Genomic DNA, 25,850 nt, shown 5'->3' with positions numbered 1-25,850 from the left:
TCAGGGGGGTCAGGGCGTGTGGTGCGGGAGCGGGAACTCCCGGCAGAGCCGGGCGACTTCGCCGCGCACCTCGGACCGGACGGCCGGATCGAGGGCGAAGCCGGCCTCGTCGCGCGGCACCAGGGCGGTGAGCACCCGGTCGACCAGGGCGGCGCACCGGCGCAGCTCGGCCGGGCCCATGCCGCGCAGCGCCAGGGTGTTGGTCCCGAAGCGGACGCCGCTGGTGATCCGCGGGCCGTGCGGGTCGCCCGGGATCCGGTTGCGGTTGACCACGATCCCGCAGTCGGCCAGGGCGGACTCGGCGATCGCCCCGGTCAGCCCGCGCCGGCCGACGTCCAGCAGCACCATGTGGTTGTCGGTGCCGCCGGTGACCAGGGTGTGGCCGAGGCCGGCGAAGGCCTCCGCCAGCTCCCGGGCCCCGGAGACCACCCGCTGCGCCAGGGCGCGGAACTCCGGCTGCGCGGCGAGGTCGAAGGCGCGCGCCTTGGCGGCCACCGCGCCCAGGTCGGGGGTGCCCTGGAGGAACGGGAAGGTCCCGTGCGCGATGGCCTGGGCGAGGGTCCGCCGGGTGCCGGGCAGCGGCAGGTCGGCGTCCCGGCCGAGCAGGATCAGACCGCCGCGCGGACCGTACAGCTGCTTGTAGGTGCTGGTGGTGGTGGCGTGCGCGTGGTCCACCGGGCTCGGGTGCAGCCCGGCCGCGACCAGGCCCGCGATGTGCGAGATGTCGGCGAGCAGGAAGGCGCCGACCTCGTCGGCTATCCGCCGGAACCGGGCGAAGTCGACCGTGCGCGGGTAGGCGCTGGCGCCGCAGACGATCACCTTGGGCCGGTGCGTCCGGGCCAGCTCGGCGACCTGCGCGTAGTCCAGCCGACCGTCGGCGTCGGTGCCGTAGCCGACCGCGTGGAAGAACCGCCCCGAGACCGAGGCCGGCGAGCCGTGGGTCAGGTGCCCGCCCGCGCTCAGCTCCATGCCGAGCAGGGTGTCGCCCGGCTTCATCAGGGTGCAGAGCACGATCTGGTTGGCGGTGCTGCCCGAGTGCGGCTGCACGTTGGCGTAGCGGGCGCCGAACAGGGCGCGGGCCCGTTCCACCGCCAGCCGCTCGACCTCGTCGACCAGCTCGCAGCCCGCGTGGTAGCGGGCGCCCGGGTAGCCCTCGGTGGTGACGTTGGAGATGGAGGCGCCGGCGCAGGCCAGGACCGAGGGGTCGGCGCTGCTGGAGGCGGCCACCATGGCCAGGGTCTCGTTCTGCCGGGCGTGCTCGCGCTCCAGCAGGTCGGCCAGCAGGGGGTCGGCCTCGACCAGGCGGTGCGCGCCGAGACCGGCGTACGCGGCCAGGACGCCGGTGCTCGTGGTGGTGGTCATGCGTGGCTCTCCTCGTGCTGCTCGTGGTGGTGCTCGTGGCCCTGGTGCTCGTCGTGTCGGGCGAGCAGCCCGTGGGCCTCCTCGTCGGTCATCTCCAGCAGTGCGGCGGCGATCCGGGCCACCGCCGCGACGTCGGTGCCCGCCTCGCGGCCCCGGGCGGCCAGCCGCTGCGCCTGCTCGGCGAGGGTGGGCGCCTCGAACAGCTCGCGCAGCGGCAGCTCGACGCCGAAGGTCTCCAGCACCGCCGAGGCGAGCCGGGTGGCGAGCAGCGAGTGTCCGCCGAGGGCGAAGAAGTCGTCCCCGGCGCCGACCCGGTCGACCTCCAGCAGCTCGGCCCAGAGGGCGGCCAGCACCCGCTCGGTGTCGTCGCGCGGGGCCAGGTAGGCGGCGGCGGCCCGGTCGGCCGCGGCGTCGGGCTCCGGCAGGGCGGCACGGTCCACCTTGCCGTTGGGAGACAGCGGCAGTGCGTCCAGCGTCACGAAGACCGCCGGGACCATGTACTCCGGCAGCTCGGCCCGGAGCAGCGCGCGCAGTTCGGCGGCCGCCGGGGCCGCCCCGCCCTCCCGGGCGGGCACCAGGTAGCCGACGAGCCGCCGCTCGTCGCCGCTGCCGCGGGCCGCGACCACGGCCCGTTCGACCCCCGGGTGGCGGCGCAGCACCGACTCGATCTCGCCCAGCTCGATCCGCAGTCCGCGCAGCTTGACCTGGTGGTCCAGCCGGCCGATCAGCTCGATCACCCCGTCGGCGCGGGTGCGGGCCAGGTCCCCGGTGCGGTACAGCCGCGCGCCGGCCGGCACCGGGCCGGTGCCGGCGCCCGGGTGCGGGCGGTAGCGGTCCGCGGTCAGGCCCGGGCGTGCGAGGTAGCCGCGGGTCAACCCGGTTCCGGCCAGGCAGAGTTCGCCCGGGACGCCGACCGGGGCCGGCTCCAGCGCCGGGGTCAGCACGACGGCCTGCTGGTTCACCATCGGGCGCCCGTACGGGATGCTCGTCCAGGCCGGGTCGACCTCGCCGACCGGGTAGGTGATCGAGTGGACGGACGCCTCGGTGGCGCCGCCGAGGGCGATGAACGCCAGCTCCGGCGCCAGCCGGCGGAACCGTCCGACCAGCGGGACCGGGATCCAGTCGCCGCCGAAGAAGGCGACCCGGAGCTTCGGCAACCGGACGTTGCGCTCCTCCCCGGCCCGGACGAAGGCGTCGGCCAGCGCCGGGGCGGAGTTCCACACCGTCACCCGGTGGCGTCGGACCAGGTCCACCCAGTGGTGCGGGTCGCGGGCCCGGTCCGGGTGCGGCATGACCACCGCGCCGCCCGCCGCCAGGATGCCGAGCGTCTCGTAGACGAACATGTCGAAGCTGGGGGAGGAGAGCCCGAGCACCCGGTCGTCCGGCCCGACGCCGTAGGTGTCGTTGAGGTCCAGCAGGTTGTTGACGGCGCCGCGGTGCGGGACGGCGATGCCCTTCGGCGCGCCGGTGGAGCCCGAGGTGTAGATGACGTACGCCAGGTTGTCCGGGGCGGGCCCGGCCGGGCGCCGCCGGGCGGCGGGCCACTGCTCGGCGTCCTCCACCTCCAGCAGCGCCGCCCCGCCGGCCGGCAGCAGGCCCGCCAGGGCGCGCTCGGTGAGCACCACCGGCGGCGCCGCGTCGCGGAGCATGAAGGCCAACCGCTGTTCCGGGTAGGCCGGGTCCAGCGGCAGGTAGGCGCCGCCGGCCTTGAGCACACCGAGTACCGCGGCCACCAGCGCCGGGCCCTTGGCCAGGCAGACGCCGACGGTGGTGTCCGGGCCGACGCCCAGGTCGGCCAGGCGGCCCGCGATCCGCTCGGCGAGCGCGTCCAGCGCCGCGTAGCTCAGCTCGCCGCCGGCGTGCAGGACGGCCGGCGCCTCCGGGTGCCGGGCCGACTGCTCCTCGAACAACCCGTGCAGGCAGGCGCCGGCCTGCGGATAGGCGTGGGCGGTGTCGTTCCACTCCACCAGGGCGCGGTGGCGCTCTCCGGCGGTCAGCATCGGCAGGGCCGACAGCCGGGTGTCGGGGGACGCGACGGCGGCGGCCAGCAGGGTGCGCCAGTGCCCGAGCAGCCGCTCCACCGTGGCGGGGTCGAAGAGATCGCTCGCGTACTCCACGGTGCCCGTGAACACGCCTTCCACCTCGCGCAGTTGGAGGTTGAGGTCGAGCTGCGCGCCGCCGCGCGGCACCTCCCGGACGGTCACGGTCAGGCCGGGCAGCTCGGGGGCGGCCAGCGGCGCGTTCTGCACCAGCAGCAGCGACTGGACCACCGGGTTGTGGCTGAGCGCCGGGCCGCTCGACCGCTCCGGCAGCATCCGCTCGAACGGCAGCTGCTGGTGCTCGAAGGCGCCCAGAGCGGCCCGGCGGACCCGGGCCAGCAGGTCGGCGAAGGTGGGGTCGCCGGCCAGGGAGGTGCGGATCGGCAGGATGTTGACGAAGCAGCCGATCAGCCCCTCGGCCTCGGCCGGGCGGACCCCGGCGCCGGTGCCGACCACGATGTCCTCGCCGCCGCTGTGCCGGGCCAGCACCGCCTGGAAGGCGGCCAGCAGTGCCATGAACGGGGTCACCCCGGCCCGGCGGCACAGTTCCCTTACGGCGGTGGACAGTTCGGCCGGGATCTGCACCGGGAGCGCGCCGCCGCGCAGCGACTGCACGGCGGGGCGCGGGCGGTCGCAGGGCAGCTCCAGCAGCTCGGCCGCGCCGGCCAGCCGCCGGCGCCAGTACGCCCGGTCCTCCTCCTCGCCGGCGGCCTGCACCTCACCCTCCCAGACCGCGAAGTCTCCGTACTGGATGGGAAGTTCGGGAAGATCGGCGGCGCGACCGGCGTAGCACTGCGCCAGCTCGGCCAGCAGGACGCCGACCGACCACATGTCGGCGACCAGGTGGTGCACGGTGACGGCCAGCACGTGCCGCTCCGGCGCCAGCCGGTGCAGCACCGCGCGCAACAGCGGGCCGTTGGCCAGGTCGAAGGGGCGGGCGGCGTCGGCGGTCAGCACGGCGTCCAGCTCGGCGGCCGGGGTCTGCCGGGTCTCCAGGGCGAACGGGACCGGCTCGCCGACCAGTTGGAGCAGGTCGCCGTCCGCCTGCTCGAAGCTCGTGCGCAACGACTCGTGCCGGCGGACCAGTTCGGTCAGCGCCGCCGTCAGCGCGGCGGCGTCGAGCGGGCCGTCCAGCTCCAGGGCGAACGGCAGGTGGTAGGCGCTGGTGCCGGGGGTCAGCCGCTCCACCAGCCAGATCCGGCGCTGCGCCGAGGTGGCGGGAAAGGCGAACTGCTGCATGGTCTGCTCTGCTCTCTGCCGGTCGGACGGCTCGGGCTCGGACGCGGGCTCGGACGCGGGCTCGGACGCGGGCTCGGAGCCGGGGGCGTGGGCGTGGGCGTGGGGGTGGGCGGGTCGGGTGGGTTCCGGGGCAGGGACGAGCCCGGCGGCGGGGGCCGTCATGCGCCGGTCACCAGGTAGGCGGCGGCCTCGGCCCCCAGACCGGCCGGTATCCGCAGGTCGGGCCGGACCGGGGCGACGGGCCGGTGGCCGGCCGCGTGCCGGGCCCGGCCGCCGCCGGTGACGTGCAGCAGCACGGTCTCCCCGGGCCGGATCCGACCGGCGGCGACCGCCTGCCGCAGACCGGCCAGCGCCACCGCCGCGGCCGGCGCGACGTCGATGCCCTCGACCGCGGCGAACAACCGCCCGGCGGCGACCGCCTCGGCGGTGTCCGCGGCCCGCAGCTCCCCGCCGCTCTCGGTGAGGATCTCGCGCACCCCGCCGGCCACCGCGTAGGGCGGCTTGCGGGTGGTCAGCTCCTGGGCGTGGGAGGCGGCGATCGCCGCCCGGACGGCCGGGCCGGAGCCGATGACGGGCTCGGCCAGGCCGTCCTGCCAGGCGCGGACCATCGGGGCGAACGCGGTGTTCTGGCAGAGGGTCAGCCGGGGCAGCCCACCGTTCGGGCCGTCCGTGCCGCCCCGGCCGTCCGCGGCCGGGAAGCCGGCCGCCAGCAGCCGCCGGGCGGCCTGGTGCGCGGCGATCGCGCCGGCCCCGCTGCCCACCGCCTGGACGTAGTGGTCGGGCAGCCGGCCGATCGTCTCGGCGGCCGCCAGCAGCGCGGTGCCGAGGCCGTCGCGCCGGGCGACGTTGCGGGTGCCGCCCTCGGCCCGGTGGCCCGGCCGGGCGGCGATCGCGTCGGCCAGCTCGATCGCGTCGGTGTAGTCGCCGGCCACCGTCACCAGCCGGACGCAGTCCGCCCGTTCACCGGCGGCGGCGAGGACGGGCAGTGCCGTCTCCGGCACCACCAGCACGCATTCCACCGCCTGCTGCGAGCAGGCCCGCAGGAAGGCCGCGGCGGTGTTCCCGGCGGACGCGACCACCAGCGCCGGCGGCCGCTCGGGCAGTCGGGCCAGCACCGCCTGCGCCTCCAGCTCCTTGAAGCTGCCGGTGGCCAGGGCAGCGCCGCGCTCGGGCCAGTGGCCGCTGAAGGCGACCCAGAGCTCGGCCAGGCCCAGGGCTCGGCCCAGCCGCTCGGCCCGGTAGGTGGCGCCGCCGCTGCCCTCGGGCAGGGCCCGCCCGGCGGTCGGCAGCCAGCAGCCGTAGCGGAACGGGCCGCTGCCGGGGCCGGGGGCGAACGCGGTGGCGTACTCGGTGCTCAGCAGTCCCGGCCGGTGCGCCGAGCCGCAGTCCAGCCGAAGGCCGTCGTCCTGGTAGCCCTCCCGGCAGACCGGACAGCGCAGCAGGTACGGGCGGTCCGCCGGGGCGGCCGGTCCGGCGGCCGGCCGGGCGGAGGGGACGTAGGGGGCGGAGGTCATCGGCCCTCCCCGGTGGTGGACGGAGCGCCGGAGGACGGACCTCCGGAGGACGCGCCGGCGAACGCCGGTCGCAGCGCGCCGTCGGAGCCGCGGCTGACGGCGTACCGGGAGCGGTCCACCCGGGTCAGCCCCGGCCGGCCCGCGACGCCCGCCCGCCCCGGCCGCGCCACCGCGGCGTCGACCAGAGCGGCCACGGCCGCGACGGTGGGCCGCTCGAACAGCCGGTGCAGCGGCAGCTCGGCGCCGAACTCGGCCCGGGCGCGCTCGGCGAAGCGGGCCAGCAGCAGCGAGTGCGCACCCCGGTCGAACAGGTCCTCGTGCCGGCCGACCGGACCGGTCCCGAGCAGGTCGGCCAGCACCGCGGCGATCCGCTCCTCGGTCGGCCCGACCGGCGGCTCGGCGCCGCCCGAGGGCCCGTCCGCGGGGCCGGCCTCCGGCACGGGCAGCGCCCGCCGGTCGACCTTGCCGTTGGCGGTCAGAGGCAGCGCGTCCAGCGTCACCAGCAGCGAGGGGACGGCGTAGCCGGGCAGGGTCCGCCGCAGCTGCTCGCGCAGCTCGCCGGGCGGCGCCGGCGGGTACTCCCGCTCCGGGTCCTGTTGCTCCGCGCCGTGCTGTTCGAGGAAGGCGACCAGCCGGGCCCGGACGCCCTCGCCGTCCACCACGACCGCCGCCCGGCGCACGGCGGGCAGCCGTTCCAGCGCGGTCTCGACCTCGCCCAGCTCGATCCGGTGCCCGTGCAGCTTGACCTGGGTGTCGTCACGGCCGACGAAGAGCAGCGCGCCGTCCGCCCCGCGCCGCACCAGGTCGCCGGTGCGGTAGAGGCGCGCCCCCGGCTCGGCGCCGAAGGGGTCGGGTACGAAGCGCTCCGCGGTCAGAGCGGGGCGGCCGAGGTAGCCGTGGGCCAGGCCGTCGCCGCCGATCAGCAGCTCGCCGGTCACGCCGGCGGGGACCGGCTGGAGGGCCGGATCGACCAGGTGGAGGCGGGTGTTGGCGACCGGCGTGCCGAGCGGCAGCCCCCCGCCGACCGCGGTGAGCTCGCCGCGCACCGACCAGACGGTGGTCTCGGTCGGGCCGTAGACCTGCCACAGCCGCACGCCGCGGGCCAGCAGCCCGGCGGCGAGCTCGGCCGGCAGCCGCTCCCCGCCGCACAGCGCGGTCAGCCCGGAGGTGCCCGACCAGCCGGCGTCCAGCAGCAGCTGCCAGGTCGCCGGGGTGGCCTGGAGGTGGCTGATCCCGCCGTTCTCCAGGCAGGCCCGCAGCCGCGAGCCGTCGCCGGCCGTCGCCGCGTCCGCCAGGTGCACGGTCGCGCCGGTGGCCAGCGGCAGGAAGTACTCCAGCGCGGCGATGTCGAAGGCCGGCGTGGTCACCGAGAGCCATCCGGCGCCGGGGGCGGGCGCCAGGTCGCGCTCGAACGAGGCCAGCAGGTTCGCCAGCGCCCGGTGCGGCACCACCACGCCCTTGGGGCGGCCGGTCGAGCCGGAGGTGTGCAGCACGTAGGCCGCCGCCTCCGGATCGATCGCGGTGTCGGCCGTGCGCCGGGCCTCGCCGATGGTGTCGACCTGCAGCACCGCCCGGTCGCCGGCGGGCACCCGGTCGGCGGGCAGGTCGGTCAGCACCGCGGCGGCGCCGCCGTCGGCCAGCACCAGGGCCAGCCGCTCGGCCGGGTGGCCGGGGTCCAGCGGCAGGTAGGCGGCGCCGGACTTGAGGACCCCGAGCAGCGCGGCGAGCAGCCGCGGGGTGCGCGGCAGCAGGACGGCGACCGTCCGTCCGGGGCCGATGCCCAGGGCGCGCAGCCGCTCGGCGACGCCGTCCGCGAGCCGGTCCAGGGTCCCGTAGTCCAGCTGCTCGCCGCTCCCGGGGCCGGCGCCGCGGACCGCCACCGCCAGCGGGGTGCGGGCGGCCCGGGCCTCGAAGCGGCGCACCACGCCGTCGGCGGGGTCGTAGGCGAGCGCGGTGTCGTCGGCCTCGGCGAGCGGTGCTCGGCGCTCGGCCGGTGTGAGCAGGGGCAGTTCACCGACCGGCCGGGCAGCGTCGGCCGCGATCTCCGCCAGCAGGACGGCGAACCGGGCGGCGAAGCGCTCGGCGCTCGTCGGCAGGTAGCGGTCGGTGTCGTAGCGGACCGACCCCGCCAGGCCGCCCGCGGCCGCCCCGAGGGTGAGCTGGAGGTCGAACTGGCTGCCGCCGACCGGAAGGGCGAGCGTCGAGCACTCCAGGGCGCCCAGGGTGAACGGGACGCCGTCGCGCCCGGTGGCCATCGCCACCAGCGCCTCGGCGTGCCCGCCCGGCGCCTGCTGGAGGCTGAACAGGCTGCGCACCAGCGGCCGGCCGCCCTGGTCGCGGTCCGGGCGGACCAGCTCGACCAGCGCGGGGAACGGCACCTCGGCGCCGTCCAGTGCGGCGCCGGCGTCGTCACGCACCCGGGCCAGCAGCGCGGTGAAGGGCTCGGCGGCGTCGATCCGGGCGCGCAGCGGCACGGTGTTGACCAGACAGCCGACCGTGCCGGCGAACTCGGCGTCCGTACGGCCGTGCGTCGGCGTGCCGACCACCACGTCCGACTCGCCGGTGCAGCGGGCCAGCAGCAGCTGGAAGGCGGCCAGCAGGACGGCGTACAGCGTGCTGCCCTCGCGCCTGGCCAGTGCCGTCAGCGCCTCGGTGGTGGTGGCGTCCACCGTCAGCGGCACGGCCGCGCCGCGCATCCGCTGGCGTTCGGGCAGCGGCAGGTCGGCGGGGAGCGACGTCCCGGTCCGGACGCCGGCCAGTGCGGTGCGCCAGCGGTCCAGCCGGCGCTGCCCGGCGGGGGTGGCCGGCAGCGCGGCCTGCCGGCGGGCGAAGGCCGCGAACGGAGCGGCGGCGGTGTCCGCGGCGGTTCCGACCGGCTCGCCGCGCAGCGCCGCCGGGTAGTCGGCGGCCAGCTCCTCCAGCAGCAGGGACAGCGACCACAGGTCGGCCACCAGGTGGTGGGCCGTCAGTACCAGCCGGTCGCCGTCCTCGGCGCCGGTGAACAGACGGGCCCGCAGCAGCGGTCCGGCCTCCAGGTCGAAGGGCTGCTCGGCCGCGGCGGTCAGGCGCTCGGCGAGCTCGGCCGCGTTCCAGCCGGCGGCGTCGACCTGCTCGAAGACGGGCGGGAGCTCGGCGTGCACCCGCTGCACCGGACCGGACGCGGTCCGCGGGAAGGTGCTGCGCAGCACGGCGTGCCGCCGGGCCAGCCCGGCGAGGGCGGTGCGCAGGGCGGCCGGGTCGAGTCCGCCGTGCACCCGGAAGGCGGCGGAGACGAGGTAGGCGGGGCTCTCCGGGGCGATCCGGTGCAGCAGCCGCAGCGCGGCCTGGTTGGGGGAGAGCGGGTGGTCGCCGGGCTCGGTGGCCGGGTCGGGCGCGTCCGTCGCGGCGGCCTCCGGGGTCTCCGCGGGCGCCTCGGCGAGGCGCCCGGCGAGCAGCCCGGCCAGCCCGGTCAGGTCCAGGGCGAGCGCCTCGGTCAGCCCCAGATCGACGCCCAGGGCGGCGCGCAGCTCGTGCCGCAGCCGGACCGCGCCGAGCGAGTCCAGGCCCAGCTCGGCGAGCCGCCGTCCGGGCGCGAGCTCCTCGGCGGCCAGCCCGAGCCGGGCGCCGAGCAGCGCACGCAGCGCGGCCAACAGCAGCGCCGGGCGCTCCGCCGGGGCGGCCGCCCGCAGCGCCGGAGCGTCCAGCTCCGCCGGCCGCTCGTCCGCGGCGCCCTGCGGCCGGCCGCTGTGGCCGAGCGCGGCGAGGCTCCCCTCCCGGTAGGAGGCGGCGCACACGTGGCGCTGCACCTTGCCGCTGGACGTGCGGGGCAGTGTCGCGGCGCGGATCAGCACCACCGCGGCCGGCCGCACCCCGTGCGCCTCGGCGACCGCCTCGCGCACCGTGCGGGCCAGTGCCGTCAGGTCGCCGTCCTGGTGGTCGCGCGCCACCTCCTGGACGATCACCAGCTCGGCCGCGCCGGCCAGTTCGACCTGGACGGCGGCGCCGCAGTTGGCGCGCAGGGCGGGGTGGACGGCGGCGACGGTCTGCTCGATGTCCTGCGGGTAGTGGTTGCGGCCGCGGACGATGACGAGGTCCTTGAGCCGCCCGGTGACGTACAGCTCGCCCTCGTGCAGCAGGCCCAGGTCGCCGGTGCGGAGGAAGGCGGCGCCGTCGGCATCATCGGGATCATCGGCATCACCGGCGGCGAGGCGGGCACCGAAGGTGGCGGCGCTGTGCTCCGGACGGTTCCAGTAGCCCTGGGCCACGCTCGGGCCGGAGAGCCAGATCTCGCCGATCGCGCCGGACGGCACCGGCCGGCGGGTCACCGGGTCGACGATCTCCAGCCGCTGGGACGCGTCCGGGCGCCCGCTGCTGACCAGCTCGGTGCTCCCGGTGATGCCGCCGGTCGCGTCGGCCGAGTCCGGTGCACCGGTCCCGGTGTCCGCGGTGCCGGCGAGCAGGGAGTGCGGGGCAGAGTAGCGGGCCGGCGCCGTGCCGTGCGGCTTGCAGGAGACGATCAGCGTGGCCTCGGCCAGCCCGTAGCACGGGGTGAAGGCCTCGGCCCGGAAGCCCGCCGGGGCGTAGGCGGCGGCGAACCGCCGGAAGGTTTCGGCACGCACCGGCTCGGCACCGTTGAACGCCACCTCCCAGCTGCTCAGGTCGAGGCCGGCCAGCACCTCGGGGGTGGCCAGGTCGGCGCAGAGGTCGTAGGCGAAGTTGGGCCCGCCGCTGACCGTCGCCCGGGTGCGGCTGATCTCGCGCAGCCAGCGCAGCGGGTCCTGGGCGAAGGCGGTGGGTGCCATCAGTGAGCAGGAACCGGCGTAGTACAGCGGCTGGAGCATGCCGCCGATCAGGCCCATGTCGTGGAAGAGCGGCAGCCAGGACATGCCGCGGGTGCCGCCGTCGGTGCGGAAGGCCCGCTGGATCAGCGCCGAGTTGTGCAACAGGTTGCCGTGCGTCAGCACCACACCGCGCGGGGCCGAGGTGGAGCCGGAGGTGTACTGGAGGAACGCCACGGTGTCGGCGCCGACCTGCGGGCGCACCCAGGCCTCCGCCTCCTCCTCGGGCACCCGGTCGGTCGCCAGCAGCCGCAGCACGTCCATCACCGCGCCGTCCGGGTCGCCGGGCAGCAGCCGGTCGCGGACGGCGGCGGTGGTCAGCGCCACCGTCGCCCCGCAGTCCGCGACGATGTCGACCAGTCGCTCCAGCGAGCGCGGCCGGCGATTGGGCGGGTACACCGGCACCGCGACGGCCCGCGCGTACAGGCAGCCGACGAAGGAGATCACGTAGTCCAGGCCCGGCGGCTGGAGCAGCAACACCGGACGGTCGGTCAGACCGAGCCGCTGGAGCCGGGCGGCGACGGCCCGGGCGCGCCGGTCGAGCTGTCCGTAGCTCAGGCGCTCGGCCGGGGCGTCCTCCCTCCCGGAGAACTCGAAGGCCGTGCGGTCCGGATCCGCCGCCGCGGTGGCGGCGATCGCCGAGATCCAGTCCTGGTGCTCTAGTCGCGGGTCCACGCGTTCTTCCCTCACCGTTCGGTGTCCGATGCCCTGTGTCTGCCGTTGTCGGCGGCCGTTCCGGCCGGCCGCTGCCCGCTCAGCCGGCGGCCGGGACCGCGTCGGCCTCGGCGGCCTGCTGCGCCATCGCCAGGCGCAGGCTCAGCGGCCGCATGTCGGTCCACACCTCGTCGATGTGGGCCAGGCAGTGCGCCTTCCCGCCCCGGGTGCCCTCGGCCCGCCAGCCGGCCGGGAGGTCCCGGTCGGCCGGCCAGATCGAGTACTGCTCCTCGTGGTTGACGACGACCTCGTAGACGGTGGTGTCCTCGTTGCTCATGGCTGTGCTCCGATCCGATGGATGGGTCTTCCGGTGCTTCCGGTGACGGGGGTCCCGTCCGCCGGCCGCTGCGGCCGCACGGGCGGGCCGACCTGTCATCGATGCTGTCGTTCCGCCCTGACCGCGATCTGTGCCCGGCCTGGGCGGAGGCGGATGCGGCTCCGGCGCCCCACCGGCGCGGGACCGGGCCCGGGCTGGCGCCGTACGGACGGCTCACCGGCGGTTCACTGACGGCTCACTGAACGTCGGCTGAAGTCCTCGGCCCCGACCAGGGACCGCGAGCCGGTGCGGTCCCGGCCGCCGGGCGGTGGCCTCAGCCGCCCTGGTGGGCCCGGCCGAGGTCGGGGAAGAGCCGGGCCTCGGCGGCCTCGCGCAGGTAGGAGGCGCCGGCGGTGCCGCCGGTGCCGCGCACCATCCCGATGATCTTCATCGTGATGCCCCAGTGGGTGCGCTTCATCGCTCCCCAGGCGTCGTCCAACTCGACCATGACGGAGTGGAGTTCGTCCTGCGGGAGGCCGCTGTCCAGCAGCGTGCGGTGCAGGGCCGGGCAGGACCGCTCGACGGTCCGGTACGCCCGGGACTGAACGGCGCTCCGCCCGTCGGTGTTGGCCCGGATCACCGCGAAGGCGTCCCTGGGCATCGTGGTCAGGACCCGGAACACCGCGGACGTCCCGGCCACCTGTCCGGCGGCCCCCGCCAGCAGCTCCCGCGCCGCCCCGGACCGGCCGGCGGCCACGGCCTCGGTGGCCGCCCGCACGGCGTCGGCGACCGCGGCGAAGACCGCCTCGAAGATCTGGATCACCCGGATGAACATCTGTTCGTCGTGGCTCGTGGTGGTCGGTGTCAGCGTCACCTCCACGGCGCGGAGCAGGTCGGCCGGCACCGCGTCCCGGGCCGCGGCGACCGCCTCGGTGCAGGCGTGGACGAGCTCGGCCGGCTCGGCCGGGGCGCCGCGCTCGGCCGGGAGGCCGGCCGCCGCGGTGAGGGCGCGCAGGGCGGCCCGGGTGCGGGCCAGTCCGGCCGGGGCCCCGGCCAGGGTGGCGGCCTCGACGGCCACCACGTCGGCGAGCAGGGCGGTGATCACCTGCGCCGTGCCCGCCCCGGTCACCGCCGGCGAGGCGTAGACCGGGCTGCCCAGATAGCTGTCGTAGTCGCCATCCCGGCCGTCCACCACCTGGGGCAGCCAGTCCGCGAGCAGCCGCTCCGCCGGGTCGGCGGTCTCGACGCGGGGCGGTTCGACGGCGCGCAGGGCCGTCAGCAGCTCCGCGCCGACCGCGTTCTTGCCGACCGCCCGGTAGTGGCCGAGCACCGCCCGGTACGGGAACCGGTCGGCGGCCCGGCCGTCGGCCCGCCAGCGTGCCAGCTCGTCCAACGCGCGGCGCGGGTCGGCGTCGGCCCGGTCCGGCCGGGCGGCGGCCAGACTCGGGCCGCCGACGCCGGGCGCGAGGGCCGGATCGACGGTGGGGGCGGGATCGGGTGCGGTGGTGGGCTCGGCCGTGGGGGCGGCGCCCGGTATGGACGGCCGGGTCGGCGGCGCTGTGTCGGCGGTCCGGGCAGGGTCGGCGGTGGGCGTGGCGGCCGGGCCGCTGACAGGGGCCGGGGAGATGGCGGTGGTCACGGGGCGCTCCGTTCGGTGGTCGACCGGGCCGGGAACGGCCCGGTGGGGCGGTGCCCGCGGGCGGCTGCCTGCGGGCAGGACGGCACAGCCCGGCCAGGCTGCGGCGGTGGGGTGGACGGCTGCGGTGGACCGGCCGTCAGGCGGCCTGCTCGGCGGAGTCGGCCGGGTGGGCCGGGTCGGCCAGCACGTAGCCGTCGCCTGCCCGGTGGGCGCGCGAACGGCGCAGATCGGCGAGGACGAAGGTGCGCTGGAGCCACCGGTCGGTACCGTCGAACCGCGGGCTGAACGCGGTGCGCCCGTGCACGGCGATCCGGTTGTCGACGACGGCCAGGTCGCCGGGTTCCAGCCGGACGGTCCGGGCGGTGCGCTCGAAGAGCCGCTGGAGCTCGTCCAGCGCGGCCGCGGCCCGCTCGGTCAGGGGTTCGGTGGCGGCCATGTCCACCCGCAGGTCGGGGTCCTCGGGCGCGCCGCCGAGTACCGGGTGCGGCTCGGCGGGGCCGTCGGCGGCACCGAAGGAGGGAGGCGGCGCGGTGCGGAACTCCGGGCGCCGCAGGTCCCTCCGGGTCCGCTCGTCCAGCAGCGGCAGCACCTCGCGCACACAGGAGGTGCGCAGCCCGGCGAGCCCGTCCGGGTCGGCGCGCAGGCAGAGCAGCATGACGAAGTCCGGCCGGTGCGGGTGGAAGGCGTTCTCGTTGTGGAACGTGAGCAGCACCGAGCCCGCGTTGCCCTGGAACTCCTCCTGCCCGGGGACCGGGACGACGTCCTGCACCAGCGCGCCGGCCTTCTCGGGGCGGAAGGCGGCCGGGTCGCCGAGACCGCACGCGGCGAGCATCAGCACCGCGGCCGGCACGGTGGCCGTGCGCTGGACCGAACCGCCGGTCAGCGGCGTGCGGCCGAGCGCGGGTGCGGCGACCGGGAGTCCGCGCACCAGCAGCGCGCCGCCCGGTCCGGGGTCGCGGCGGAAGGCGCGCAGGGCGCGCCGCAGGCGGGCGGGCAGGTCCTCCCAGCGGTCGCGGGCCTCGGCGACCCAGGCGGGCTCGTCGACCAGGGCCTGCGGCGGGCCGCAGAGCAGTGCGGCGACCCGTTCGGTCGCGGCGCTCTCGGCCCTGGTCAGCACCACGTCCGGTGCCGAGATCTCGATGTCCGGTGAAACCGGCACAGGTGTCAGCCTTTCTCGAAGGGTTACGGGGGCGGTCGGCCGGTGAGGGGCGGCCGGCGGGCGGTCAGCGCGGGGCGGCCGCGTCCAGCTGCCCGGCGACCACGGCCCAGAGGCTTCCCACGGTCTCGAAGGCCTCCGGGCCCAGCTCCTCGTCGGGGATGGCCACCTGATAGGCCTCTTCGAGTCGCACCAGCAGTTCGACGGTGGCCATCGAGTCGAGCCCGGCGGTGCGCAGCTCGCGGTCGGCGGGCAGCGGCTGCTCCTCGGCGAGCCGGGGCATCAGGTCGGTCAGGACGGCCTCGTAGCGGGCGTCCCAACTGGCGTTCTCGGTCAAGGTGCTCAGCTCCTCGTGTCGGTCGGGTGGTGCTCGGTCGGGTGGTGCTCGGTGGGGTGGTGCCCGGTGGGGTGATCCACGGGCTCGGTGGTGTGGTGGCCGGGCAGCGGCTCGCGCCTGAGGGCGAGGCGGTCGGCGCCGACCACCCGGCCGTCCCGCACCGTGACCTCGGTCGGGGCGGGGCGGCTCAGGAAGCCGAGCAGGCTCGCGGTGGCGCCGTACGCGCCGACGTTGGGCACGGCCAGCAGGTCGCCCGCCTGCGGCGGCACGGTCTCGGCGGCCCGGCTGATCACGTCGGCGGGTGTGCAGAGCGGTCCGACCAGTGCCACCCGGCTGGTCTCAACCGGCCTGTCGGCGAACCCGGTCGAACGGGCGAGGCGCAGCGGTTCGGCTCGCAGCGAGGGCAGCCGGCCGACCCCGGAGAGTCCGCCGAGGTGGTTGATCCCGCTGTCCAGCACGCCGTACGCGGTGCCCCGGCTCTCCTTGACCTCGGTGACGGTGCAGATCAGCCGCCCGCTGTCGCCGACGAGGTAGCGGCCGGACTCGAAGGCCAGCTCCAACCTCCGCTGCCAGCCCGGCAGGTGCTCGTCCAGCGCGGCCGTCAGTGGTTCGCGCAGCGCGTGGTAGCGCGGCCGTTCGCCCGGTGCCGCGTACGGGCAGGCGAAGCCGCCGCCGAGGTCGAGCATCCGCAGCGGAAGGCCCCAGTGGGCCTCCAGCGCGGCGGCGGTGCGGATCGAGGCGACCGCCTCGGCGAGCAGGCCCGCCGGGTCGGCCGCGTTGGTCAGCGGGAAGAAGTGCAGGCCGCACAACTCCGTCCCGTCCACCGTGAATTCGGCGAGGTCCGGCAGGCCGTCCGCGATGTCGTGGCCGAACTGGGAGGCCCCGCCGGTCATCCGCAGGCCGACGCCCGCGCCGGCGCCGGTGCCGTTGATCCGCAGCAGGCAGCGCGCGGTGACCCCGAGGGCCCGGGCCTCGGAGCCGACCCGGCGCAGGTCGGCCGGAGACTCGACGGAGAAGGTGCGCACCCCGGCCGCAAGCGCCTCGCGCAGCTCCTGGGCGGTCTTGCCCGGGCCGCCGTAGAGGCAGTCGGCCCCGTCGAAGCCGGCCGCCAGCGCGGCGGCCAGCTCGCCGGTCGAGCAGATCTCCGGGCGGCAGCCGGCCACGCGCAGGGTGCGGACCAGCTCGGGGTGCGGGTTCGCCTTCAACGAGTAGTAGAGCCGGGCGTTTTCGGGCAGGGCCGCCCGCAGGTCGGCGGCGGCCCGTGCGACCCGGTCCAGGTCGTAGACGTACAGCGGGCTGCCGTAGCGGCGCACCAGCTCGGCCGCCAGCGCGTCCTCGGCGGAGGGCGGGTCCTCGGTGGCGCCCCGGCCGGGAGCGCGGGCCGTTCCGGGGGCGGGGGAGTGGTCAGTGTGCATCGGTCTCCAGCGCCTTCCGGTCGATCTTGCCGTTGGGGGTGAGCGGCATCCGGGCGAGGACCCGGCAGGCGGCGGGCACCTTCGCCGGCTCCAGCCGCTGCTCCAGTCCGTCGAGGACCCGGCGCGCGGTCAGGCCGTCCTCGCCGGTGACGACCAGGCGCAGGTCGTTCCCGTCCCGGGGCGGCAGCGCGGCGGCCGCCCGGACGCCCGGTACGTCGAGGGCGGCGGCCTCGATCTCCGGCGTCCCCATCCGGACGCCGCGCCGCTTGAACTGGTCGTCGCGGCGCCCGGCGAAGTAGAGGTGTCCGTCCTCGTCCAGCCGGCCGTGGTCGCCGGTGTGCAGCCGGACCCGACCGGTGCCCGGGTCGGGGCGGTAGCGGTGGGCGGTCAGTTCGGGCGCGTTCCAGTAGCCGGACATCACGTGCGGGCCGCCGACGACGATCTCGCCGACCTCGCCCGGCGGCAGCGCGCGGCCCCGCGCGTCGAGGACCTCGACCGTGGTGCCGTCCAGCGCCCGTCCCACCGAGCCGGGGCGTTCGCGGTCGGCATCCGGTTCAGCGATCGTCACCCGCTTGCACTCGGTGATCCCGTACATCGCCACCACGGCCGCGCCCGGGAAGCCGGTGCGCAGCGCCTCGATGGTCGAACCGGCCAGCGCGGCACCGGTGTTGGTGAACAGCCGGACGTGGTCCGGCGGCGTGCCACGGGCCGCGAGCCGGCACAGCATCTCGGCCAGCGAGGGCACCACCGGGACGACGGTGGCCCGGTGCTCGCGCAGTGCGGTCAGCACCCGCACCGGCGCGGCCGCGTCCGCCAGCACCACCTCGGCGCCGCCGATCGCGGCCAGCAGGAGCTGGTAGAGGCCGTAGTCGAAGGAGAGCGGCAGCGCGGCGAGCACCACGTCGTCCGGCCCGTAGGCGAGACGGCGGGCGATCGCCCGGGCGGCGAAGACGACCTGGCGGTGGGTGCAGACCACGCCCTTGGGAGCGGAGGTGCTGCCGGAGGTGTAGATCAGCTGGGCGACCGCGTCGGCGGTGACGTCGACGCCGGCCGGCGCACCGAGCGCCTCCCCACCACCACCGTGGGCCAGCAGCTCGGCAGGCCCGGCCGACCGGGCACCGCAGGCGGCGACCGTCTCGCGGACCGGCTCCGCCTCGGACGGGTCGAGCACCACGACGGCGGGCGCGGCGTCCGCCAGTACCCGGCGCAGCACGAAGGACTTCATCTCCGGGTTCAGCGGCACCGCGACGGCGCCGGCGCGCAGCACGCCGTAGTACAGGGCGGCGGACTCCCGCCGGTTGCCCAGCCGCAGGACCACGCGGTCACCCGGCGAGACACCGCCGGGGCCGCGCAGCCAGGCGGCCACCGTACGGCTGGCACCGGCCAGTTCGGCGTAGCTCCAGGCGCCGCCGGCGTCCCGGACGGCCGGCGCGGTGGGGCGGGCGGCGGCGGCCGCGTCGAGCAGGTCGACGACGAGGGTGCCGTCCCGGCCGGGCGCGCCCGGCCCGCCCGCGGCGAGGGTCGCGTCCGGCGCGCCCACGGGGAGGGCGTTCATGAGCACCCGCCCGCGGGACCGGTGATCTCGACGACCGCGCTGGTGCAGCTGTAGCCGGTGCCGCCGCCGACCAGCAGGACCCGGTCGCCCGCGGCCACGTCGCCGGTCTCCAGCAGTTCGTTCAGACCGGCGATGTGGTCCCCGGCGCCCAGGTGGCCCACCTCGCGGCAGAACTCCCAGGTGGAGCGCTTCTCGTCGACGCCCAGCTGCTGTTCCAGCTGCCAGAGCATCCGCTGGTGCCCGGTGGCGTTGAGGACGACCCGGGCGATGCGCTCGATCGGTGTCCCGGATTCGGCCAGCGCGGCCCGGATCGACTCCGCCGCCACCTCGGCCGTCCGGATCGTCACGGCCCGCAGGTTGCGGTGGGTGCGGAAGTGCTCCTCGGTCCGCGCCCCCAGGTCCACGGGCCGGTCCGCCGCCTCCGGGCCGGGGCGGAACCCGGTGCCCCGGGCCAGGCCCTCCAGCGAGTTGTCCACCCTGGTCGCCGTGGCCAGCAGGCGGCCGACCGCGTTCTCGGGGGAGGAGCTGAGGACCACGGCGGTGCCGCCGTCGCCGTAGACCATGCCCCGCTCGGCCCGCCAGCGGTCGAAGGCCGGCCGCGCGAAGCGGTCGGCGGTGGTCAGCAGCACGGCCTCGTCCCGGCCGGGCTCGCCGGCCCGGAGCTGGCGGGCCGCCAGCTCCATCCCGGCGAGCCCGGCGTTGCACTGCTGCAGCAGGTCGAAGGCGGGCACCGCCGGGCCGACCGTGTGCTGCGCCACGTACGCGGCGGCGGGCCACAACTCGGCACCCTGGAACCACAGGTAGCTGTGGAATACGGTGCCGATCCGCTCGGCCGTGCGGCCCGCCCGGCGCAGTGCGGTGCGGGCCGCACGGACCGCCATCTCGGGCGGTGCCAGGTCGTCCGGACCGCCGGCGGTGGCCGCACTGACCGAGTCGATCCGGTTGACGGCGTGTTCCCGGGCGTCGTACGCACCGGCCGCGACCGCCGCGGCGGCGTCCGCGCGGTCGGCCAGCCAGACACCCGTGCCGGCCAGGTACACCTGCTCCCAGCGCATGTCCCTCCGATCTCCGGCCCCGTGGCAGCGCTCTGCCGGGGGCGACTGTCGGTGACGATGCTTCCGTCCGCCGCCTGCCGCGCGGTTGCCCTCCACTGGCGCCCGGTCGGTGCTGCGCTGGCCTCCGTCTGACGGCGCACGGAAAGCCGGCTGACCGGCCGGGGTGGTGCCGCTGACGCCGGACGGGCCACCGACCGATGGCCCACCGGCAGCGGACCGAAGCCGCACTGACGTGGCACTGAAGCCGCACTGAAACAGCGCCGAACCCGCACCGGGGCCCGCCCCGGCCCGTCGCACGCCGGTGCCCGGCCCCGCCGTGGGCGGGACCGGGCACCGGGAGGGACCTCCGCAAGGAGCTCCGGGGGACGGGAGTAGCGGCGCGGCCTCAGGGGGTGAGGCGCAGGCGGTCGCGGGCGGCCGCGTCCACCGCGGCCGTCCCGTACGGCCAGGCCAGGCTGTCGCCCCTGGCCCAGAGCGTCGTCTGATCGGTGTAGGTGTCCGCGCTGGCGTGGCCGGAGGCGCCGGTCAGGTTGATCCAGCGCGAGCGTTCGAAGTCAGCCAGGTCCACCACCATCCGCATCGAGGGGACCCAGATCACCTCGAAGCCCTTCTTCGGGTCCCAGCCGTTGGCCAGCACCGTGTCGGTGCCGCCGCCGACGCCGATCGGGTCGGCGTTCAGCAGCCACTGCAGCGGGGCGGGGCCGGCGGTGCCGAGGGTGGGGTTCTCCAGCGTCAGGGTGTGAAGGGCTCCCCAGCGCCACTTCTCAGGGGCGTCGCCGAGCCGCTTCCGCAGGTCGGTGGCGGCCTGCTCCATCGCCCGCCGCAGCATGGCGTCGCGGCCCTGGACGGAGGGCTCGGCGGTACTCGTCCACCAGAGGCTGTCCGGCTTGTCGAGCAGGCCACGCACCACCTCGAACCAGTGGCCGCCGCCGTCCGGGTAGGCGTAGCCCTTGACCCCGGCCCGGCTCAGCCGGTCGGTGAACGCCTCCTTCAACAGCTCGCGCCAGATCGCGTTGAAGTAGGCGGCCGGCGCCGAGTCGGCGCCCTGGGTGAAGTCCCAGCCGCGGAGCAGGTCGCGGGCCGGCCCGGTCTCGGCTCCGACCTCGACCCGGAGCAGGTGGGGCACGAGGGTGGCGGCGTTGCCGTTCCAGGTGTCCTGGGTGATCCGCTCCATCGCCGCGACGTCCAGCTTGCCGGCCTGCTCGATCAGTTCGCCGATCCGGCGGCTGCGGTAACCGGTGCCCCAGTCGGCGCCGATGAGGTGCGGGTAGCCGGGGCCGACGACCGCGTTGTTGGCGGTGACGATGTAGCCCTCGGGTGGGTTGAAGCTGGTGGGAAGCTGGTCGAAGGGCAGGTAGCCGGTCCAGTCGTAGGCGCCGGTCCAGCCGGGCACCGGGCGGCGGCTGTCCCCGGCCTTGCGGACCGGGATGCGGCCCGGCGTCTGGTAGCCGATGTTTCCGGCGGTGTCCGCGTAGATCATGTTCTGCACGGGGGAGGCGAAGACCGCGGCGGCGGCGCGGAAGTCGTTCCAGTCCCTGGCCCGGTCCAGGGCGAAGAGGGCGTCCACCGTGGGGGCGGGGTCGAGTGCGGTCCACTGCATCGCCACCGCGTAGCCGTCCTGCTCGCCGTGCGGCGGGACGTCCGGTATCCGGCCGCGGTCGGCGACCTCGCCGGCGGTCTTGAGCACATCCGAGATCAGCGGGCCGTGCAGGGTCGACCGCACGGTCAGGTCGACCGGGTGTCCGCCCGCCACCTTGATCTTCTCCTGGCGGAGGGTCAGCGGCAGCCGGCTCCCCTCGTGCTCGTAGCTGGAGCCGTCGACCCGCTCCACGAACAGGTCGGAGTCGGCGGCGCCGAGGTCGGTGAAGCCCCAGGCGATGTCGGCGTTGTGGCCGATCACCACGCCCGGCATGCCGGCGAAGGTGAAGCCGCTGACGTCGAAGGCGCAGTCCGGGCCGGTCCGGGTGCAGTGCAGGCCGACCTGGTACCAGATGCCCGGGAGCGAGGGGGTCAGGTGCGGGTCGTTCTCCAGCAGCGGCTTGCCGGTGGTGGTGCGACTGCCGGCCACCACCCAGGAGTTGGATCCGATACCGGTGCCCTGCGGGCCGAGGACGGCGGCCAGGACGGTGCGCACCTCGGCGCTGTCGGCCAGCGCGGCCGAGGCCGCGGCGGGGACGGCGGGCGGGGCGGGGACGGCGGGCGCGGCGGGTGCCGCCTGGTCGTCGGCGGGCGGCTGGCCGGCGGGCGCCCGGTCGGGGACGATGGGCGTCCAGCGCCGGTAGTCGTAGTCGGGGAAGAGGTCGTCGGACGCCCCGTCCGGCAGGTCGGCGGGCAGCATCGCGTGCTCGAACTGGTCGATCATGCCGGTGTTGAGGTTCCAGGCCATGGTCTTCAGCCAGGAGACCGAGTCGGCCGGGGTCCACGGCTCGGGCCGGTAGTCGTCGGCGACGAAGCCGAGCACCGGGTACTCCACCGACAGCTCGGCGCCCTCGTGCCGGCCGAGGTAGGCGTTGACGCCGTCGGAGAAGGCCCGCAGGTACTCCTGGGTCTGTGGTGACAGCATCGTCACCTCCTGCTCGGCCACCCGGTACCAGCCGAAGGTGCGGGCCACCTTGTCGGTCTGCACCTCGCTCGGGCCGAACATCTCGGCCAGCCGGCCGGCGGTGACGTGCCGTTGGACGTCCATCTGCCAGAACCGGTCCTGTGCCTGGGCGTAGCCCTCGGCGAGGAAGAGGTCGTGCGCGCTGTCGGCGTAGATCTGCGGGATGCCGGAGGCGTCCCGGACGATCCGGGCGTCGCCGTACAGCCCCGGCACGGTCGTGGTGCCGGACAGCTGCGGCAGCGAGCGCTGCACCGTCCAGTACGCGTAGCCGGCCAGGCTGGCGGCCGCCAGCAGCACCAGGGCGGTGAGGACGACCGCGGTGCGCCTGAGGATGCGCAGCACCCGCCGCCGGCGTCGTGGGCGCGCCGCGGGGGCGGGGGCGGGGGCGGGGGCGGGGTCGGCCCCGGCCGCGGCGGTCGTGTCGGTGGCGGCGCCTGGTGCGTGCTCGGCTCCCGGTACGGCTGCGGCCTCCGGTGCGGGGCCGGCCTCCGGTGCGGGGCCGGCCTCCGGTCCGGGTTCGGTGGCCGGACGCGGATCGTCCGGCGCGGTGGTGTCGGTCTGGACTGTCACGGGGCGGGTGCTTCCTTGTCTCGACGGGGATCCGGCCATGGCGAGTGCCGCCGTGCGCGCGCAGGCGGGCGCGGGCGCACGGCGGCGGGGGCAAGCGGGCGGGGACGAGCGAACGGGCAGACGGAAGGGCGGACGCGGGGCGATCGCTCGGGCAGAGGGGGCGCGACGGACGGGCGGAGGTTCGCGCAGGGCCGGGCGCCGCGGGTGCCGGTCGGGCCGACGTCGGGGCGCGGGGAGTTCACGGCCGTGCGGTCCCCGGCCGCACAGGGGCGGGACGGACCGGAGCGCGCCGGTCCGACGGCTCAGCGGGCCAGGCGGGTCGGACCGTCGGCCCAGGGGCCGCGTGCGGCTGCGCGCGGTGCGGGCACGGTGGCCGGCGTCGTGCCGACCAGGGCCAGGTGGGGCCGCCCCGCTGCCGGCTCCGTGCGGCGCGCCGCCGCCGGTGCCGTGGGTACGCCACGGCCCGGGGCCGGGTCGCCGCCCGGCCCGACCGGGCCGGGCGGAGGGGTGAGGGAGAGCGGGGCGGCGGGCCGGGCCGGTACGAGCGGGTCGGGGCGTCCGGCGAGGATCGCCTCCTCGATGCTGCGCAGCTCCGGCCCCGGTAGCAGGCCGAGGTTCTCGGTCAGGGTGTGCCGGGCCCGCTGGTACGCGGCCAGCGCGTCGGCCTGCCGGCTGCCCCGGTACAGCGCGACCATGAGCAGGGCCCAGAGCCGCTCGCGGTACGGGTGCTCGGTGGTGAGGACGAGCAGGTGGGGCACCAGCCAGGCGTGGCCGCCGAGTTGGAGCGCCAGCTCGGCGTGTTCCTCGACGACGGCGAGGCGCAGCTCCGCGAGCCGCGCGCGTTCGACGTCGAGCAGCGGGCCGCTGACCCCGGTGAGTGCGGGGCCGGACCAGGAGTCCAGGGCGGTGGCGAGGGTCCGTTCGGCGGCCTCGGGCTGCCCGGCCGAGCGCAGCGCCCGGGCATCGGCCACCGACTGCTCGAAGCGGCCGAGGTCGCACTGGTGGGGGCCGACGGAGAGCCGGTAGGAGGCGCCGATCCGGGTGAGCACGCCGCCGGTCGTGCGCGGTGCCCGGTCGGGTTCGAAGAGCCTGCGCAGCTTGGAGACGTACGCCTGCACCAGGTTGGCGCCGTCCGCCACGGTGGCGTCGCCCCAGATCCCGTCGATCAGGTGGTCGCGGCCGACGGGCGAGCCGGCGCGCAGCAGCAGGACGGCGAGCAGGGCGCGCTGGCGGGGCGCTCCGAGCGGGAGTTCGATGCCGTCCCGCCAACCCCGGACTTCACCCAGCAGTTCGAAGCTGAGGCCGGCCGGGTGGGTGGTCGGAAGGAGAGGAGTGGTCATGGCAGCCTCCGCCGAGCCGGGGCCGTCGCGTGGCGGCTCGGACGCAGTTGTGGGAGCTGGTGCGGGGTCAGGGCCGCACCGGGGCCGGGTCCGTTCAGGGTCGGTCGGCGCCGGGGCGGCGCGGGTCCGGGCCGGCCGGACGGTGGTGCCGGGCGGGCCGGCGCCGGTTCACCACTGCCAGCCCATGTCGTTCGTGTCCGCGTTGTGGTGCTGGGAGCCCGTGGTGGCGGTGGTGGCGCTGGTGGTGGTCGCCGTGGACGTGGCCGGCTCCTGGCCGGCGAGGGTGGCGGTGCCGCGGTCCGGTGCCGTGGTCCCGGTGCCGGCGGCGAGCCCGGCGGCGGCGCCCAGCACCACGGTGACGGCGGCGAGGGCGGAGACGAGACGGAACTTCAGGGCGGACATGGTGGCTCCTTTCGGGCATGGGGATGCCCGGTCGCGTGGTGTGGGTGGTCGGTCGGGCGGCGGTCCGTGCCAGTGCTGCTCGCCGCGCTTCGACACTTCGATTCTGCCCGGCCCGCAAGCCGGTTGTCCTTGCTCTCGGGTGACACAAGTTGTCGCTGGCATATCTGTGTCAGCGGTCGCGGCCGGATCGTGCCGGGGGCGTCGCGGCGGTCAGACGTCGACGAACCACCCGGTCAGTTCGGGGGTCCCGGCGATCGCCTGGGCGCAGACGGTCAGGCAGAGGGCGCGCGCGGTGTCCGGGCACGGTGCGATCACGAACATCACGCCGCGCGCGCCGGCGCGCGAGCCGTGCACGCGGATGTGTTCCGGGCCGCGATGGAGGCGGGCGGCGGCGCGCAACGCGGCGGCCACCGTACCGTCGGCCGGAACCGGCGCGTCGCGGGGGCGGGTCATGGTGAAGTGAACGACATGCACGCAGCCACGATGGTGGAAGTCGGGCGCCGACAGGCGGGCCCGGGCGGGCACGTTCTTGCCATGGCCTGCCTGTGCCAGCCCGAAAGTCCGATTTCCTGTGATCGATCCCGTTCTGCGACCGCCGGCCGCCGCCCCGTCCCGGCTTGCTCCCGGTGCCTTCCCGTTCGGTTTCGTCCCCCTGTGGTGGCACCGAACACCGGCTGATCGGCGGGTGCCTGGGCTTTCGGCGGCGGTGGTATTTTCTGACCTGGACCTGCTCAGATGTGCACGTCGGAGCTCTGCGTCCATTACCGTACGTGCGCGAACCGGTTCCTGGTCGCGGCGCAGCTCGTTTCACGTCAGGGGGCCGATCGAATGCTGACCACGCTGGGACTCACGCGCGAGGCCGAGGCCGTCTACCGCCTCATGCTGAGTCAGCCGGACTGGGGCGTGATCCGCATCGCCGAGTCGCTCGCCCTGGCCGAGGCGGCCGTCCGCGCCGCGATGGACGAGCTGGCCGACCACGAGCTGATCCGCCCGTCCTGGGAGGGCGGCGGTGCGATGCGCACGGTCAGCCCCAGGGTCGCCTTCGAGGCGCTGATCGCCCGCCGGCAGGCCGAGGTCGCGCGCAAGCAGCACGAGGTGGAGTCCAGTCGGGCCGCGATCGCCGGGCTGGTCGCCGAGTACTCCATGCTGCGGCCCGAGGAGGGCTCCGGCGGGGTCGAACACCTGACGGGCCTGGACGACATCCGGGCCCGGCTGGAGGAGTTGGGCACCCAGGCCCGCCGCGAGACGATGTCCTTCGCCCCCGGGGGCAAGCAGACCCCGGAGAACCGCGAGGCCAGCCGCCCGATCACGCAGGCGCTGCTGGACCGCGGGGTGAAGGTGAGGACCGTCTACCTGAGCAGCATCCGCAACGATCCGGGCAGTGTCGAGCACGCCAACTGGCTGGCCGCGCAGGGCGGCGAGACCCGCACCACCAGCGTCCTGCCGATGCGGATGCAGATCGTGGACCGCGAGGTCGCGATGGTCCCCCTCGACCCCGACGACCTGAGCAAGGGCGTCGCCGTGATCCGCGAACTCGGCGCCGTCGCCGGCCTGTGCGCGCTCTTCGACCAGATCTGGGAGCAGTCCGAGGTGCTCGGCGCCGCCCCCGTCACCCCGGCCGGCGAGATCACCCCGCAGCAGCGCGAACTGCTCCGCCTGCTCTCCGCAGGACTCACCGACGAGGCCGCCGCCCGCCGCCTCGGAGTCTCCCTCCGGACCGAGCGCCGGATGATCACCGACCTGATGGAGCAGCTCGGCGCCCAGAGCCGGTTCCAGCTCGGTCAGCGGGTCACCGAGCGCGGCCTCCTCTGACGGCCCGGCGGGCCCGCCGGCGCTCC

At 76.4% G+C, this 25,850-nt stretch carries 16 protein-coding genes; 1 reads left to right on the top strand and 15 read right to left on the bottom strand.

The features are described 5' to 3' along the window. Positions 1-9: 9 nt before the first annotated feature. The 15 genes from glyA to ACF9IK_RS04980 all read right to left on the bottom strand — a co-directional run bounded on the left by glyA (position 10) and on the right by ACF9IK_RS04980 (position 24,537). Positions 10-1,362, bottom strand: coding sequence for a serine hydroxymethyltransferase (gene glyA / locus ACF9IK_RS05050; protein WP_395293024.1), 1,353 nt, complete (start codon positions 1,360-1,362; stop codon positions 10-12). Next, positions 1,359-4,802 carry a non-ribosomal peptide synthetase gene (locus tag ACF9IK_RS05045; protein ID WP_395293023.1) on the bottom strand — a complete coding sequence of 1,148 codons (3,444 nt, stop codon included), beginning with the start codon at positions 4,800-4,802 and terminating at the stop codon, positions 1,359-1,361. Before ACF9IK_RS05045 ends, glyA begins: the two co-directional genes overlap by 4 nt. After that, positions 4,799-6,154, bottom strand: coding sequence for a cysteate synthase (locus ACF9IK_RS05040; RefSeq protein WP_395293022.1), 1,356 nt, complete (start codon positions 6,152-6,154; stop codon positions 4,799-4,801). The genes ACF9IK_RS05045 and ACF9IK_RS05040 overlap by 4 nt, the downstream gene beginning before the upstream one ends. Continuing rightward, positions 6,151-11,646, bottom strand: coding sequence for an amino acid adenylation domain-containing protein (locus ACF9IK_RS05035; protein WP_395293021.1), 5,496 nt, complete (start codon positions 11,644-11,646; stop codon positions 6,151-6,153). The genes ACF9IK_RS05040 and ACF9IK_RS05035 overlap by 4 nt, the downstream gene beginning before the upstream one ends. Positions 11,647-11,725: 79 nt before the next feature. Then, a complete protein-coding gene (locus ACF9IK_RS05030; protein WP_395293020.1) occupies positions 11,726-11,962 on the bottom strand; it encodes an MbtH family protein in 237 nt (78 codons plus the stop codon). 313 nt (positions 11,963-12,275) lie between these two features. Beyond that, complete coding sequence (locus ACF9IK_RS05025) at positions 12,276-13,580, bottom strand: hypothetical protein (protein ID WP_395293019.1); 1,305 nt, start codon at positions 13,578-13,580, stop codon at positions 12,276-12,278. Between the two features lie 136 nt (positions 13,581-13,716). Beyond that, complete coding sequence (locus ACF9IK_RS05020) at positions 13,717-14,739, bottom strand: TauD/TfdA family dioxygenase (RefSeq protein WP_395293018.1); 1,023 nt, start codon at positions 14,737-14,739, stop codon at positions 13,717-13,719. 64 nt (positions 14,740-14,803) lie between these two features. Then, the gene (locus tag ACF9IK_RS05015; RefSeq protein WP_395293017.1) at positions 14,804-15,073 is read right to left on the bottom strand and encodes a phosphopantetheine-binding protein; all 270 of its coding nucleotides are present in this window, start codon (positions 15,071-15,073) and stop codon (positions 14,804-14,806) included. A gap of 5 nt (positions 15,074-15,078) precedes the next feature. Then, entirely contained in the window at positions 15,079-16,488 is a 1,410-nt protein-coding gene (locus ACF9IK_RS05010) for a type III PLP-dependent enzyme (RefSeq protein WP_395293016.1), read from the bottom strand. Further along, positions 16,478-18,043 (bottom strand): class I adenylate-forming enzyme family protein, encoded by a 1,566-nt coding sequence (locus tag ACF9IK_RS05005; protein ID WP_395293015.1) that lies wholly within the window; start codon positions 18,041-18,043, stop codon positions 16,478-16,480. The genes ACF9IK_RS05010 and ACF9IK_RS05005 overlap by 11 nt, the downstream gene beginning before the upstream one ends. Beyond that, complete coding sequence (locus ACF9IK_RS05000; RefSeq protein WP_395293014.1) at positions 18,040-19,098, bottom strand: ketoacyl-ACP synthase III family protein; 1,059 nt, start codon at positions 19,096-19,098, stop codon at positions 18,040-18,042. The genes ACF9IK_RS05005 and ACF9IK_RS05000 overlap by 4 nt, the downstream gene beginning before the upstream one ends. A gap of 385 nt (positions 19,099-19,483) precedes the next feature. Next, positions 19,484-22,270: a penicillin acylase family protein gene (locus ACF9IK_RS04995; RefSeq protein ID WP_428846365.1), complete on the bottom strand. Its 2,787-nt coding sequence runs from the start codon at positions 22,268-22,270 to the stop codon at positions 19,484-19,486. A gap of 302 nt (positions 22,271-22,572) precedes the next feature. Next, positions 22,573-23,610, bottom strand: coding sequence for an AfsR/SARP family transcriptional regulator (locus tag ACF9IK_RS04990; protein WP_395293013.1), 1,038 nt, complete (start codon positions 23,608-23,610; stop codon positions 22,573-22,575). Between the two features lie 168 nt (positions 23,611-23,778). Next, positions 23,779-24,012 (bottom strand): hypothetical protein, encoded by a 234-nt coding sequence (locus tag ACF9IK_RS04985; protein WP_395293012.1) that lies wholly within the window; start codon positions 24,010-24,012, stop codon positions 23,779-23,781. Positions 24,013-24,222: 210 nt separating this feature from the next. Continuing rightward, on the bottom strand, positions 24,223-24,537 hold the full coding sequence (locus ACF9IK_RS04980; protein ID WP_395293011.1) for a hypothetical protein: 315 nt from the start codon (positions 24,535-24,537) through the stop codon (positions 24,223-24,225). Positions 24,538-24,840: 303 nt separating this feature from the next. On the opposite strand from ACF9IK_RS04980, the gene ACF9IK_RS04975 reads away from it, so the two are divergent. Next, positions 24,841-25,824 (top strand): helix-turn-helix transcriptional regulator, encoded by a 984-nt coding sequence (locus ACF9IK_RS04975; protein ID WP_395293010.1) that lies wholly within the window; start codon positions 24,841-24,843, stop codon positions 25,822-25,824. Positions 25,825-25,850 lie beyond the last annotated feature (26 nt).

The sequence above is a fragment of the Kitasatospora hibisci genome, assembly GCF_043950205.1.
GTDB classification, from domain to species: Bacteria; Actinomycetota; Actinomycetes; order Streptomycetales; family Streptomycetaceae; genus Kitasatospora; species Kitasatospora hibisci.
Note: the sequence above shows the minus strand (reverse complement) of the source record. Positions and strands in the feature narration are given on the sequence as shown.

Bases quoted from the DNA above. Each gene is read 5' to 3' on its own strand.
- ACF9IK_RS05030 (WP_395293020.1), bottom strand. From the start codon at position 11,962: ATGAGCAACGAGGACACCACCGTCTACGAGGTCGTCGTCAACCACGAG.
- ACF9IK_RS05010 (WP_395293016.1), bottom strand. From the start codon at position 16,488: ATGCACACTGACCACTCCCCCGCCCCCGGAACGGCCCGCGCTCCCGGC.
- ACF9IK_RS05000 (WP_395293014.1), bottom strand. From the start codon at position 19,098: ATGCGCTGGGAGCAGGTGTACCTGGCCGGCACGGGTGTCTGGCTGGCC.
- ACF9IK_RS05045 (WP_395293023.1), bottom strand. From the start codon at position 4,802: ATGACGGCCCCCGCCGCCGGGCTCGTCCCTGCCCCGGAACCCACCCGA.
- ACF9IK_RS04975 (WP_395293010.1), top strand. From the start codon at position 24,841: ATGCTGACCACGCTGGGACTCACGCGCGAGGCCGAGGCCGTCTACCGC.
- ACF9IK_RS05005 (WP_395293015.1), bottom strand. From the start codon at position 18,043: ATGAACGCCCTCCCCGTGGGCGCGCCGGACGCGACCCTCGCCGCGGGC.
- ACF9IK_RS05040 (WP_395293022.1), bottom strand. From the start codon at position 6,154: ATGACCTCCGCCCCCTACGTCCCCTCCGCCCGGCCGGCCGCCGGACCG.
- glyA (WP_395293024.1), bottom strand. From the start codon at position 1,362: ATGACCACCACCACGAGCACCGGCGTCCTGGCCGCGTACGCCGGTCTC.
- ACF9IK_RS04985 (WP_395293012.1), bottom strand. From the start codon at position 24,012: ATGTCCGCCCTGAAGTTCCGTCTCGTCTCCGCCCTCGCCGCCGTCACC.
- ACF9IK_RS04990 (WP_395293013.1), bottom strand. From the start codon at position 23,610: ATGACCACTCCTCTCCTTCCGACCACCCACCCGGCCGGCCTCAGCTTC.